10 protein-coding genes and 2 pseudogenes are annotated in these 14,045 nt (G+C 59.6%); 5 read left to right on the forward strand and 7 right to left on the reverse strand.

From position 1 onward, the window contains the following. A partial coding sequence (locus tag NCR38_RS27435) for a hypothetical protein (RefSeq protein WP_250477885.1) occupies nucleotides 1-1,469 on the reverse strand: 1,469 nt, incomplete at its 3' end. 1,204 nt (nucleotides 1,470-2,673) lie between these two features. Between NCR38_RS27435 and NCR38_RS27440 the strand changes: the two genes are divergently transcribed. From NCR38_RS27440 to NCR38_RS27455, 4 genes are all read left to right on the forward strand, one after another. Further along, the gene (locus NCR38_RS27440) at nucleotides 2,674-3,561 is read left to right on the forward strand and encodes a hypothetical protein (RefSeq protein WP_250477886.1); all 888 of its coding nucleotides are present in this window, start codon (nucleotides 2,674-2,676) and stop codon (nucleotides 3,559-3,561) included. A 292-nt stretch (nucleotides 3,562-3,853) separates the two neighbouring features. Further along, nucleotides 3,854-4,723 carry a hypothetical protein gene (locus NCR38_RS27445; protein WP_250477887.1) on the forward strand — a complete coding sequence of 290 codons (870 nt, stop codon included), beginning with the start codon at nucleotides 3,854-3,856 and terminating at the stop codon, nucleotides 4,721-4,723. A 9-nt stretch (nucleotides 4,724-4,732) separates the two neighbouring features. Beyond that, complete coding sequence (locus NCR38_RS27450) at nucleotides 4,733-5,332, forward strand: hypothetical protein (RefSeq protein WP_250477888.1); 600 nt, start codon at nucleotides 4,733-4,735, stop codon at nucleotides 5,330-5,332. Continuing rightward, entirely contained in the window at nucleotides 5,317-5,823 is a 507-nt protein-coding gene (locus tag NCR38_RS27455; RefSeq protein ID WP_250477889.1) for a hypothetical protein, read from the forward strand. The genes NCR38_RS27450 and NCR38_RS27455 overlap by 16 nt, the downstream gene beginning before the upstream one ends. A 345-nt stretch (nucleotides 5,824-6,168) precedes the next feature. Here NCR38_RS27455 and NCR38_RS27460 read toward each other — a convergent pair. The 3 genes and pseudogenes from NCR38_RS27460 to phnA form a co-directional block, all read right to left on the reverse strand. Beyond that, nucleotides 6,169-7,274 (reverse strand): annotated as a pseudogene (locus NCR38_RS27460) (IS5 family transposase). Nucleotides 7,275-7,466: 192 nt separating this feature from the next. Continuing rightward, entirely contained in the window at nucleotides 7,467-8,756 is a 1,290-nt protein-coding gene (locus tag NCR38_RS27465; RefSeq protein WP_250477890.1) for an MFS transporter, read from the reverse strand. A 51-nt stretch (nucleotides 8,757-8,807) separates the two neighbouring features. Further along, nucleotides 8,808-10,040, reverse strand: coding sequence for a phosphonoacetate hydrolase (gene phnA, locus NCR38_RS27470; RefSeq protein WP_250477891.1), 1,233 nt, complete (start codon nucleotides 10,038-10,040; stop codon nucleotides 8,808-8,810). 105 nt (nucleotides 10,041-10,145) lie between these two features. Between phnA and NCR38_RS27475 the strand changes: the two genes are divergently transcribed. After that, entirely contained in the window at nucleotides 10,146-11,045 is a 900-nt protein-coding gene (locus NCR38_RS27475; protein ID WP_250477892.1) for a LysR substrate-binding domain-containing protein, read from the forward strand. Between the two features lie 456 nt (nucleotides 11,046-11,501). Here the strand turns inward: NCR38_RS27475 and NCR38_RS27480 are convergent, their stop codons facing one another. The 3 genes and pseudogenes from NCR38_RS27480 to NCR38_RS27490 form a co-directional block, all read right to left on the reverse strand. After that, a complete protein-coding gene (locus NCR38_RS27480; RefSeq protein ID WP_311765933.1) occupies nucleotides 11,502-11,921 on the reverse strand; it encodes a low affinity iron permease family protein in 420 nt (139 codons plus the stop codon). A gap of 26 nt (nucleotides 11,922-11,947) precedes the next feature. Continuing rightward, nucleotides 11,948-12,215, reverse strand: a pseudogene (locus NCR38_RS27485) (TRAP transporter large permease subunit); the annotation flags it as partial. Nucleotides 12,216-12,446: 231 nt separating this feature from the next. Next, nucleotides 12,447-13,895 (reverse strand): MFS transporter, encoded by a 1,449-nt coding sequence (locus tag NCR38_RS27490; protein ID WP_250477893.1) that lies wholly within the window; start codon nucleotides 13,893-13,895, stop codon nucleotides 12,447-12,449. Nucleotides 13,896-14,045 lie beyond the last annotated feature (150 nt).

The following is a 14,045-nucleotide window of genomic DNA, read 5'->3' on the forward strand; positions in this document are numbered from 1 at the left end:
GTTGCTTGTACTGGGTTCTTTCGTTCATCGCAACACCTTATATGAGACAGGTGTTGCACTTCAGATTTGAGGCCGCCCAGTTGCTCGATGTGGTCGGTCTGCATCTTGAACACATCCACGAGCGGTTTGCCGTCCTCATCCACCGTCGTGAGTTGGGCGAGTTCCGGCAGCATCCCGTTTTCGACGATGTACAGACGAACGAAGTATGCTTTGGCCACCTCCTTCAGCGTTTCGATTTTCGCGGCGACATCACCGCCAGTATCCGCATTGAAGAACTTCTCGGAGATCCATGCTTCCAGCCCCGCTTCGAGCGCCTTGGTGTACCGCTCGAGCGCGGTCACCTGATTCCCCAGCGTCGACGAGTTCGGCCGCGGAAGCGACACCTCGACATTCATCAGAAATTCGACCAGGATCTGCTCAACGAGATACTCCTTCTGCTCGTTTCCGACGTCCCTGTCGCCGACGGGTCTGTTGGTCACAACCGGCACCTCCGCCTTTCGATCTGGCGGCTGGTGCGAATACTGTCTCGTGTCCTGCCGCTCGTCCCTGCCGAACTTTAGTTTCGTGAAATTGTCCCGCAGGATCTGCTTCATATCCGCCATCGTCTCAGCAGTGTTCATGACGTGGATGCGCATGTGAGCCGCAAGCTGCGGATGGAATTCATCCTGCAGCTGCATCACGCGCTTGGACATCAGCGTGTTGCTCGTGACGATCGACGTCGCGAACTCTGGCTGGCTCGCCGTGTCGATGAGCTCCGGCGGCGTGCCCACCTTCATGAGAGCTCGCTTTCTCAGGTTGTCCTCGAGGTCGGTATCGGGCTTGGCGTAGCTGGTGTTCTTTTCTCCGAAGTCGATGTTGACGTCCGGGTAACCACGGTGTCCTTCCACCGCAAAATTGAACCCCGCGCGAGCGATGAAATCCAGCACGTCGTAGGGCGAGCTGATCCCCACCGGCATCTGGCTTGAACGCAGACGCGCTGTCTCGTTCATGATGGTTTCCATCGTCTTCTCGGGATTCGGATCCTCCTCGTCAAGCTTAATCTTTACATCCGTGCGCGCGATGGAATTGCGCACGCCGGCCATGACGTTGGAGAACAGCAACGTGGTGCGCAGCCCGTTCAGAATTCGGATTTCATCGAGCAACGATTCCCCGATCCCGTTTTCATTGAACCGGAATGCGAAATAGGTCATGAACTCCGCGGGAACGAGAAGCAGTTGGCTGTTTTGCTTCGCGAGCGCCCGCGCGAACATCACGCGGTAAACTTCCTCTCGCCGTGCAAGCTTCACACCCGAGCCATAAACTCCATTACGCAGACGCGCGAGCAGATCCTGCTCGATCATGTCGCCATAAACACGCGCGCTGTAGTCGAGCGATTCCCGGTTCGTGAAGTTGAAGCCCTCCATCTGCGACTTCACCTTGTTGATCATCGCGGAGGGAAACGAGCCGCCCGTATTGAGCTGCTGCGACATCTGCTGGTATGAATCGTTGAAGGCCTGCCTGACGATCGGATGCCCTCACGTCGAGCAGCACAAAGAATCCGACCTGATGCTCGGGGCTACCCGGCACGTGCACCGGAATCACCGCTTCCGAGGGGATGTGCATGGTCAGCGGACTGCCGACCGTGCGTCGCGTGAGCTGCTCCTGGGTCTTTACGCTCGCGATCGGCTGATACCCATACTGTCGTTTTCGGTACAGCACGCCTGTCAATTCGCGGTCGTTCATCTCCGCAATCGACATCTCTCGGCCGTAGCCGACAGCTTCCAGTGCCGGCGATCTTAGCGAAGCGAGAATCCGGCGCTCGCGGATCTTCTGCTTGATCTCCGGAATCTTAAGCACCGTCGGGTTGTCAGTTACAGTCAGGAAAACATCCTCAGGCGGCAATGGCTGCGAAAATCCCAGGTCAAACCGAACCTTCCCCACCTGCCGGCTTTCCCAACCGTCAAAACGCCAGTCCGCGAACGACTCCGCCGGGATACTGGTCGTTCTTTGTTCGGTAGGCGAAGACTTCTGCACCGGCCCGAGTATCCCCAGCGGCCTAACCGTGCCGTCGGCATAGATGTGCTCTGAAAGCGCCTCCATCGACAGACGCTGCTCGCCGTTGATCACCGCGTCCACCGAATTCTCAGGGATCACGGCTATCGAATACGAGCCGGTTCTGAAGAGTGCAGACCTCAAGATCTGCGGAATGAGGGCCTTAATTTTATCTACCTGCTCAAAGTGGCGGCGGTAGCGATCGATGAGTGCGCCGCTCACGTCGGGCGGCATCAACCCTTCTGGCGGTGTAAAGGTCAGATCGATCGACATCATGTCCTTCGGCGATCCGATGCTGGCTACAAGCACCTGCTGTGCTAGCTCCATATCGGGCAGCAAGCCCATTACGGTTTCGGCGTCGTTGACGTTACGGGCAGTCTGCTCCGCGGCATCGCGAAACTCGTAGAGATTGGGCTGAGTGATCTCGCGTCGCCCCTCCTGGTTGTATTGCGGCGGGTTGGTCGACGGAACCAGCTTGGCAAGCATCGCGGCGGTTTCCGGGTCGCGGCGCACGAGTTGGAGGACGCGGAATTTCTTTCCGGCCGCGGCCGATTCGATCACACGCCGATAGGCGCTTGAGCTCATGTGGCACCCCCTTTCTGTTTTCAGGAATCCCGGAATCCGAACGCCCGGAGCACGGTCGTGGCATCGAGCAAGTCGAACGAGTTACAGGTCTACATCAACCAGTGCATCCAGCTCGCAAGGACCCTTACGATCAAGTCGCAGGAAAGCGTGGATGGGCTGAATCGCTACGTGCACGATTACTACGGATCGAGTGCGTTTGACGAGACCGAGCCGACCACGTGGAAGTACTACCTGAACATCGCGGGGCAGTATCACGCGACGGATTCCCCCATGCATGTGAAGTCGCTCGACACCATGGAGATCATCGATTTCACCGTGAACAACCTCAAGCTTCACACCGCGACGGCTGCCGCTTATCAGTTTGGAACGTGGGAGTACCAGCAGCTCGTCACGCAATACCCGAAGCAGGTGTTCCTGATTCTCGGAATCATCTATCCCGTCGACATTCAGTCCGCGATCGACGCTGCGGACGGAGACATCCTCGGATGGCCATCGTCGCTGATCGAACCCAACGAGTTCAGCCTGGTGCAAAAGCTCCAGGGCTGGGTCAAGGCATTCAAGGTGCGGTGGTTCAATCCTCAGTATGGGATCAGTGATGAGCTTTACTTCACCGTGCAGAATTCGACCCTGTACTACGGTCTGCTCATGGCAATCATTTCGTATCGCCTCGCAGCCTGCGGCACCGCCGAAGCCCACAGTTGTCACGTAAGGCAGTATCTCGCTTCGCATCTGGGGCTCGATACGTACTGCGACCAGCTCACGCTCGTGCAGTCCATCTGGCTATACCGCAACGTCAATTACATCAAGCGCAATGCGGGCAAGCAGTCCACTTTCCGCACCCTCATCCAGAAACTGCTCACGGACCGCGCCATACCGCTCGCCGCCTATGTGATGAACCTTTCGCGGTCATGGGGACAATTGGTTCTCCCGTCACCGCGTTGTTGACGACGAGAAACGCTGTATCGAGATCGCGACTGGAGAAGTAGGCCCAGTGGTGAAGCAGGATGTCTTCAAGCGTGTACGGGGCTGCGTCCGTCATGTCGATGCAGATCGGGCCGCTTCGATCATCAGTGTTTGGCCACCGCCGTGGCAAGCGCCCCGCGACCCCCTACCCAAGATCTCGAATATCTGGTGTGTCGAAAACCTGAGCGGCCTGATCTACACGCCACCGTCTGAGTAGCACACCCCGCAATACCTTTTCGATCCGTATCCGATCACCCCTCCTCAGGAATGCGAAATGGAACAAAGTCAGCGCACGGCCTGGGGCGCGTATTTGCAGACGTGCCTGCTGCAGAATCTGCCCTTTACGATGATGGCGAACACCACGCTCAACGAGAAGTTTGGTGTACAGGCCGGCGTGCCGCCTTCGCCCGGCATTCTCCCCTCGCAGCGCTACTACTGCATCGGCAATGGCGGAGCGGGCGTGACGGCCGGCGCCGACAGCGTCGCGCTCTCGCAACCCCCTCAACATCAGGCAACGGATGCGGCGCTCTTCAATCACCTGCCTTTCATTATGCGTCCGGTGAGCGCGGACCTGTCCACTTCTCAGATGGCGCAATACGCGCTCCGGCAGGTGATCACCTGGAACAGCGTACCGTATGCCTGCTACTTCCTGCGCCGCATCAATTTCACCGGCGTCGGCGTCGAACTGGACATGGTAACGGTGTCCAAAGGCCTGTCCACGATCACGCCTTATGTGCCGGACGCATCGAACCTCAATCCGAGACCACCCACGCCTGCGAAAGGATCGATCAATAACCTCTCCGGTGATTACATCACGGCAGCCGCCATCGTGAAGCTGTCGTTTAGTGCGCAAGACGTCACCGAGCTGATTAACTGCGCCAACATCATCTACGGAGATCCGAGGTATGCGGTAGTCAACGAGATTGGGCTTGTGAGCGGCGTGGACAAGGTCGTGAACGTGCCAGTTTCAGGCGGCTCGTTCAACATGAGCGAGGTCATCTGCGCGCAGATCTGTTCATTCTTCAACACCTATCAGGCGATGAATTATCAGAACGGCGGTGTGAACAACATTCTTTCAATTGGGTCCACCGAGCCGCTCTTTGTCCTTCAGGACACCCGCAACCATGGGATCCCCACCGGTTAAGGAGGTGCGATGCTTAGCATGCCGGCAGACCCCGCACGAGAGATATCCATCGTCGGCATTGATCCTGGAAGTCTCCATCTCGGCACGGCTGTGCTGCACATCGATCTGGCCTCACGGCAGATCACCCGCACAACGGCGCATACCCTCAACGCACTACACGTCTCACAGCCGCCGGAGGCGCTATGGACCTCACGTCTCTTTGGCGAGCGCCTGGGGAGGATTGCTTCACTCGAGGACGCACTTCTCGCCCTCTTCGAAGACGTCGAGCCTTTCATGATCACCTGCGAAGCGCCCTTCATCAACTTGCGCCGTCCCCAGGCTCACGGCCCACTCATGGAAGTCATCTGCGGCATCCGCCAAGCGGTGATGCGCTACGACGCGTGGAAGCCGCTCTATCTCATTGATCCGGCCAGTGTCAAGAACGCAGTGGGCGCCAAGGGTAATGCTGACAAGGATGGGATGAAGTGGGCGCTTCTGCGCCTCACTAACCTGCACTACGACGGCGACATAACACTCAAATCCCTCGATGAACACAGCATTGATGCCATCGCCGTGGGCTACGCCCACTGGAAAGCCGCTCTGGAGGATGTGACATGTTCGACATGCTGAAAGTAAACACCGCCGTCATTGTCGGTTCCGTGGTGTTTGCGCTTATAGCAAGCCTGATTACGTACGGTGCGTATCAGGCGCACAAGGCCAATGCCCTCAACGAAAGCCCGGCATTCGCCCGGCAACAGGTCGCCGATTCGAAGACAGCAAACCGAAATCTGACCGAGCAGGTGCAGCTCGCCCATACGCTGAACAGGGTCAACGACGAGGTTGTTACCACGGTGGTGCAGGACAAGGCTGAAACGACGGCCACGCACGGTGCGATCGCCTCGTCCCGGAATACCCAGGCTGAGAACATAAAGCAGAAGTATGAGCCTGAGACTGGCCAGACGAAGAGCCGAGAGATGGATGACGCTCAGGGGCAGGCGCAGGAAAGCAACGCGATCCATATCTCCAGGCTATGGCAAAGCTACTGCGCCGCGGTCCCCGCCGACACTCCCGGTTGTGAGAATTTTACTTTTCTCGACGATTCTACGTCCCTTCACCCGTAGACAACCCGTCAGCGCATGCGTTGTCTGGCTCAGAACCGTAGGCGTGAAACGAATGAAGCAAATTAAACAGCCCTCAGACGTCCGAGAAAGAAGCCCGGATTGATGAAGCTCGCGAAGCTGCTTTCGTAACTGGAGTCCTTCACGGCGAAACTTCGTAACACGTCTCAACGACGGACATATTTCCGATGAGGAGCTCGATCACCTAACAGGCTGTTGAAATATGCCTTCTTGAACGCGCGCCCGCTCACTCGGAAGAGGCAACGCGACGCGCAGTCCCAACTAATTTGACGCCGAACTTCGTTGATTCAAGTGCTGCTAATGTCGCATTCTTCTCCGCGCTTGCTCTCATGCCGCCCGAGCGGCCAGCGTTCGCATGCGCGTCAAGTTGTAGGCTGCCTGGGTCAGCAGAAAGAGTTGGTCGACGCGCTTCAGGCCTCGATACATCGCCTGCCGAACTCTCCCGACTGTCTTGCTCCAACCAAACACCTGCTCAATGCATTTGCGTTTGCGCTGACTGATAGAGTAGCCGGGCCACCGTGTCGTTCGAGCGTCGATGGCGCAGCCGCCTGCGCGAGCGACGTTTTGCGCCACGTGCGGCGTGACATTGTTCGCGCGACACGTTGCCACGAAGCCCGCGGTGTCGTAGTTTTTATCAGCGCCTACGGTAATGGACGTGCCAGCGAATCGCGCGGCCTCCGCAAGCATCTTCGCTGCCGTGTCTCGCTCGGCGGTGCCGTTGGCCTGCGTAACCTGTGCGTTCACCACCAGACCATGTCGATTGTCAGTCAGCACGTGACCCATGTAGCAAAGCATCGCCCCCGTGCCGCGACTCTTGCGGAACAGCCGCGCCTGAGCGTCCGTGCTGGATTCAGGTGTGTCGTTGCTACGCTTCTCGCCATGCCAGTTCTCTTGAGAACCGCCACCGCCGTCGCGCGGCGCGTCGTCATCCGACTTCGCTTGGGCACGAAGCTCTTGTGCCCAGCCCAAGCCTGAATAAGCGTGCCATCGACACTGAAATGCTCTCCCGACAGATGACCGCGCACACGTGCAGTCTCCACCGTCTCGTTGAACAGAGTGACAATGACATCATGAACCATCAGTCGGTCGCGGTTCTTACTGAAAGTGGAGTGGTCCCAAACCGCATCGTCCATCGCCAGTCCGACGAACCAGCGAAAAAGCATGTTGTAGGAGATTTGCTCCATCAACATGCGCTCGCTTCGAATCGAGTACAGCACTTGCAACAGCAGTGCACGAATCAGCTTCTCCGGCGCGATGCTCGGGCGACCGCCCCTCGCGTCGCTCTCATACATCCGCGAAAAGACCGTGTCCATGCGTGTGAGCGCTTCGTTCAACCACAGCCGAATCGGTCGCAGCGGGTGATTGGCCGCAACGAAGTCATCCAGTCTGGTCATCGTGAACATCGATTCGGTGTAGCCGTCCGCGCCGCGCATCGTTTCGGTCTCAGTGTCGTTCGATTCCTTGAATCAACGTTTGCCCCTCCTGCCCGGATGACTCGCGCAGAGGGTATTTCAACAGGCTGCTAAACGGCCGCCCCCCGGAACAAAGCGGCCGTTACGAATCAGCTTGCAACGATAAAATGGTCTATCTCGAGATCCCTTTTCCGTTCGCACGCCGTAACGCGATCAGCGTTTGATCAACATCGAAAGCACTGCACTCGCTGCGCAAAGCCCCGCGACAATCGGAAAGATGATCGACGTATGGCCGGTTGTATCGATGATGCGGCCGATGACCGGTTCGCCGACGCCGGCGAACATGTATGACATGGTGTTAAGTACGCCTGTCGCCGTGCCCGCAGCCCGGCGTCCGAAAAGGTCAGGACACAAGGCCCAGAACGAAGACGCAGGCCCAAAGACAAAGAAGCCGCACAGAAACAGGAGTGCGATCGCGAGCATGCTGCCGTGCGGTATGAACATCATGAAGATCGCTGTGGCGCAAGCCAGCACCATGTACGAGACGATCGCCATATAACGGCGTCCCTGGAATAGCACGTCGGAAATCCAGCTATTCGACAGGGAGCCTAGCGCCATGCCCACTGGCAACGCGACCGTGATCCATTTCGGGTCGATCAGCGTCGATGAAGTCTTCCAGTCGATGCCGAGAAAATGAACCGGCACCCAGACCACCAGCGCATACCGTGCGGCATTCTGGAAACCGATCGCGAGACCTGTGATGTAGAGCCTCCAGTTCTTCATTACGAGCGCGTAACGCTGCGCGCTCGTCAGTTCGCCGGAAGCGTCGTCGGGCGGCGCAGCGTCATTCGATTGACCCGTTTCCGGCAGATCGCGAGCCTGGGGCCGCTCGGAAACGAATAGCAACAGCACCAGTGCGCCGAGCAACATCGACAGCGGTGCGAGACGGAAGATCCAGACCCAGCCCAGTTGCATCGTGCCCAGAATGACGACCGGGAAGATATAGGCGAGCACGGAAGAGAACCCGGAAAAGCCCACATAAACGCCATAGACAAAGCCGCGATGCTGGTGGTCCCACCAGTTGGATAGCAAGCGGCTGCCTGGGGCGAACCCCATCGACTGGAAATAACCGTTAAGTCCCCATGCCAGCAGAAAGAACGGGAACGTATGGCCGAAACTGAATAGCCAGTTCGCCGCCAATGAGAGGACGGCCCCGGCGATCATCATCGTCTTGCCGCCCAGTTTGTCACCGAGGTTGCCATTGATGAACTGTCCGCCGGCATAGCACCAGAGCATCGTGGCACTAATCCAGCCGAGCTCGTACTTCGACAGACCATAATCATGTTGAATACCGGCAACCGCGAAGCCTAGCGTCTGGCGGCCGGTGTAATAGAACAGATAGCAGAAGGTCACGCCGATCAGTGCACGCCATCTAAATTGCGTGAAAGTCGTGGACGTGTTGACGGACGTGTATGGCAAGACATTCGGCGTGTCTAAGGGCATGGGTGTCTCCGTGTGGCGCGCGGTCTTTGCCGCGCTAGCCGTTTGTCGCCATCAGGCGAGGTGGTTGAGCGCGAGGTCGATCACGTCAAAATTACGCAGGCGCCGTGTGTTGTCGATGTCAACGAGCTTGCGGTTGAAAATGAGCGGCACCTTTTGTTCGGACAGCCCGCCGTGCGAGCGCAGCGGCACGGTGAGCCCGGACAGGTCGTGATTGGCGGCGGCGCTGCCCAGTGCCGTCAATCGTTCGCCGAGCACCACGAGCTCGCCGATACGGTCAGGCGGCAGTTCGAATCGCTCGCTCGCCTCAGCACGCGTCAACACCGCCTCGACGCCGCCAATCGCCGCGATGAATGCCATCACCTCGCGTTGCCGCGCGTCGTCATCGCCATCGCGCAGGTAGACGGTCGCGTAGGAGCCCAGCGCGCCATGATGGACGACGTACGGATCGGTGATAGGCAGAATGACGCGCGTGCGCTGCGCACCGAATTGCGCGTCGAGACGATCCTGCAGGTACACCACGTTGGGCCGGCCGATCGCATCGGTCTTCGCGTTCATGCCGTGATCGGCGGTGAGCGCGAGTACGGCGCCCTCGTCGTGGAGACGTTGCAGGTAACCGTCCATCATCGCGTAGAAGGCGTTGGCCTCCGGCGTGCCGGGCGCGTGCTTGTGCTGCACGTAATCGGTCGTGGAGAGGTACATGAGGTCCGGGCGTTCTTCGCGCAGGATCGACAGACCGGCCGCGAACACGAATTCCGAGAGTTCGGCGCTGTAGACCGACGGCACAGGCATGCCGACCCGCTCCACCACATGCTCGATGCCGTGCTGCGCACGCGTCACCTGGTCGGCCTTCTCGGCGGAAAAGCAGATGCCCTCCAGCCGATGGCCGAGCAGGCTGCGCAGCTTGTCCTTCGCGGTCACCACGGCCACGCCGCCGCCCGCGCGCGCCATCTCGGCAAGTATGGTCGGCGCGCGCAGGTATTTGACGTCATTCATCAAGACTTCGGCCTGAGTCTCCTTGTCGAAGAAGAAATTCCCGCAGATGCCGTGGACCGATGGCGGCGCACCCGTGACGATCGACAGGTTGTTCGGGTTGGTGAACGACGGCACGACGCAGTCGCCCGCCAGCACTGTGCCGATCGACTGCAGGCTGGCCAGGAACGGCGCCTTGCCCGCGAGGATCGCCTGATTGATGTACTCCTGCTCGCATCCGTCGACGCACACGACGATCGTCGGAGCAGAAGGCCACTGATAAGTCCGGGAATTGACGCTGATTTGGCGGGCCATGGGGCACCTTCTTTGATTGTGTGACTGGAATGACCTCAGCGTATGATGAGCAATCCGCTCACACAATCGACAAAATTTCCCACAGCCCGTTAATTAATCTCACACATGCGATCGAAGATGCCTCCCCTCAACGCCTTGCGCGTGTTCGAGGTCGCCGCGCGCGCGGGCAGCTATTCCGCGGCCGCGCGCGAACTGAGCTTGACGCACGGCGCGGTGAGCCGCCATATCGGCATTCTCGAAGACTGGCTTGGTCTACCGTTGTTCTTGCGCGAGGGGCAGAGCATGGTCGCGTCCGCCCATGCGCGCGCATTCGCCCGTGAAATCAGCGCGGCGTTCGACCATATCGCCGACGCGGCCGAGCGCTACGGCAAGAGTCAGCACCGCAAAGTGATTCGGGTCAGCGCGGCGGCGACAGTCGCGATGCGCTGGCTGATTCCTCGCCTGCCGTTGTTCGCCGCGATTCGCCCGGACGTCGACGTTCGCGTTTCGACGACGCTGACGACCGACTCCGCGCTGCGCGGCAGCTTCGATCTGGCGATTCGTCGCGAAGTACCCCCTGAGGGCCAGTTTCAGACGTGGCCACTCTTCGAGGAGCGCAACACCGTGATCGCGAGCCCGGCGCTGATCGCGCAAGCCGGAATATCTTCTGTCGAGCAGTTGGGCGACGAAACATGGCTTACCACGGAATCGCGCCCGAGGGATTGGGAAAGCTGGACAGAGGCCGTGGGTCATCCAACCCTTCGAGCCAGCCGAACGCTGAGATTCGATCACTACTTTGTAACCTTGCAGGCCGTCGCAGATGGCCTGGGCTTCGGTATTGGGCCATTTCCCACGCTCGAGGCCGATTGCACTTCAGGTCGTCTGCAAAGGCCTTTTCCCGATCTGACGTCAAAGGGAGCGACCTACCATGCGTTGGTCCCGCTCGATGCCGATAAGCCCGTGCATATGAGAGATTTCATCGACTGGCTACGAACAAGGGAAGAGAGCGACCCTTTCGTCAGATGACGGGCTCCGGGTCACATGCGCGTAAACACCCGTTGTGAAGGACTGAGCCGGCACTCCAGGGGCATAAGCAACGAGCGGCCACTGGCGGTAAGTGGCCGGTACCTGAACTTCACAGGTACGTCCATCGCCCAAAGATGCGGTCGCAGCGTGCACTGCCGAACGCGACCCCTTGCGGTCAAAGCCAGTCCCTATCTGCAATGACCGTTTGCCAACTTCCTGCAACACCCTTTCGAATTCAGCCGCGTGAGGAGAACTGGCGGTTCAGCAGAATGGCATTCGGCAGGCTAGGCTGGACTCACCTCTGGATAATCGGTCGCTCGGAGCCGCTGAGACACTAGCGTTCGACGTCTCTGGGATTTCTCAAGACGACGCTGTCCAGCTTGTATCGCGTACTCTTTCCACTTCTCGCTCGTGACCGCCTCCTCGCCGAGACGTCTGATCTCCGTCTCGAGCGCTTTACGCACTGGCGGCTCTTGCGCCTGCTGCCCCGCCAGTTGTCGAGTCTCGATCTGGGACGCCACCAGTGCCGCGGTGGCCGCGCCAGCGCCGTTCCGTCCAGCCGAGCTGCGACGCTGTCCTTGTTGGCACTCTGCTGAATGGACATACCATCGGAAGCGTGACGATGGTCGTGTCCGTGTTGATGACGAGTTGCCGTCCTTTGAAGAATTTGAAGACCGGGCCGGACGCGAGCCAGACGGCCGCCACGGGAATGACCGCAAGCCCGAACCCAAATGACGATCCTGCCCGGCGCGTCACCGTGCTGGAGAAGGCATCGAAAGCGCGCGAGACGGGATGCGCTTTCGCGTAACCGGGGTTGGAGGCAGTCTGAACCGTCCCCGTTGGCGCTGCGTCGGGAAGGGCATTTTCAGCGTTCATGGGACGTGCGGTTCTTACGTTCGAAATCACAGAAACCCGATGGAAATCCAGGGCACCGCCGCCACCAGAATCAGTCCAATTCCGAGTGCAACCATATATGACACGATTGGCCGCATGCCTTCCTCAGGCGCAATCCGGTTGATCGCGCGCGGTGTAATACCCGACGCGGAACAGTGGCGCGAAGAGGCCGATGCCCATGCCGAGAATGGCGATCATCGCGTAATGCACCGGATGCACGCCGAGCCCTTCGGCAATCGGGAACAGCAGCGACCCGAACAGCACGATTGCCGGTAAGGATGCGGTGGTCGAGGTCAGCAGCTTGCTTTGAACCAGACCCGGAGCAATGTAGGCGGTGAAGTAGATGTCGTATTGTTCGAAGAGGCGGCCGGCCGCGATCAGCAGCAGAAGCCTCCACATGTGCCGGGTCATCGGCTGCCGATCCAGGCGTCCGTTGATGGTGCCGGATACGACCTGCGGGTCCACGGAATCCATTCGATGCTCGGCCAGGGCGTCAAACCTGCACTATCAACGCGCGATCTCGTCGAGCGCAAGACCCGTGGTACGCGGCCCGAACAGCGCCACCGCGACCACAACGATAGCCATCGCCGCGAAGATGAACGCGAACACCCCCGGCACGCCGAACTCGCGCAAGAAGAACGCAATGAAGAAGCCGACGAAGATCGACGACAAGCGGCTCCACGAATACACGAAGCCCACCGCGCCTGCGCGCATGCGCGTGGGGAACAGCTCGGCCTGATACGTGTGCACGATGGTGGAGAGCCAATTGACCACCAGCGTCTGCACGATACCCACCGCGATCAACCAGCCCGGCGCCTTCAGCATCGAAAAGATCACGCCTATCACCGCGACCGAGATCGCGCTGCACACCAGTTGCCATTTCCGCTCGAAGCGGTCCGCCACCAGCATGACGATGAACGGTGCAATTGGATAGAGCAGCACGATCAGGAACGTATATTCGAGGCTGCGCGTCACCATGATGCCCTTGGCAATCAGCAGCGTCGGAATCCAGCTCACGAAGCCGTAATAACCGATGGTCTGAAAAAAGTTCACCACCACGAGCATGAGCGTGCGGCTGCGGTATTGCGGACTGAACGCCTCGCGCAACGTGCCTTCCTGCTCTTCCGCTTCGGGCGCTTCGGCCGGTGCGGGCAAGTCCTTGCCGTATTCGCGGCGCACGCGGGTTTCGATCATCTGCATCACGCGCTCGGCTTCATCCAGACGCCCCTTCTGCACCAGCCAGCGCGGCGACTCCGGCAGCCGCAGTTGCAGATACCAGACGAGCAACGCGCCCGCCGATCCCAGCGCGATCACCCAGCGCCAGCCTTCGAAACCGAGCGGCGCAATAGGCACCAGCACCCAGGCGAGGAACGCGATCAGCGGTGCGCAAATCTGCGCCACGCCATACACGAGCCCGAACGCCATGCCGCGCGCATGTCGCGGCGTGAGTTCGGAGACATATGAATCTATCGTCACATACTGCACGCCCACGCCGATGCCGCAGATCACGCGCCACACGTTCAGACCGAGCGCCGTGTCCTGAAACGCGATGAAGATGGTCGCAATGCAATACCACAGCATCGAGGCAGCGAACACGCGGCGCCTCCCGAAGCGGTCCGCCAGGCTGCCGAAGCAGATCGTGCCGATAAAAAGCCCGATGAACAGCGAAGCGAGGAAACCCGCGAGGCCGTTCATCGCGAAGAAGGTAGGCGTGGTCGCCGTGAGGATGCCCGAGCGAAACAGCCCCGGCGCAATGTAACCCGCGAAGTACACGTCGTAGAGTTCGAAGAAGCCGCCGAGCGCCACGAGGGTGAGGAGCTTCCAGAGCGTCGCGGTCATCGGCAAACGGTCAAAACGTGCGGTCACACCGCCTGCCGTGATGACGCGCGCCGGATAATCCGCGCTGTCGAGCGAGCCGGCGACATCGGCGCCAATGGCCCTGTTCGGGGTATTCATCCTCTTCTCCTCCTGTGCAGCCGGCTGGATGTCGAATGCGCACCGTGCCGGTCGTGAATATCGGGGATACTAACTATTCGATGAGGACGGTATGGATCGCCGACACGTTGCGCATCTTGAAGCGCGTGAGCTGGTCCGGGCCGCTGTCTC

Source organism: Caballeronia sp. INML1, from assembly GCF_023631085.1.
Lineage (GTDB): Bacteria > Pseudomonadota > Gammaproteobacteria > Burkholderiales > Burkholderiaceae > Caballeronia > Caballeronia turbans.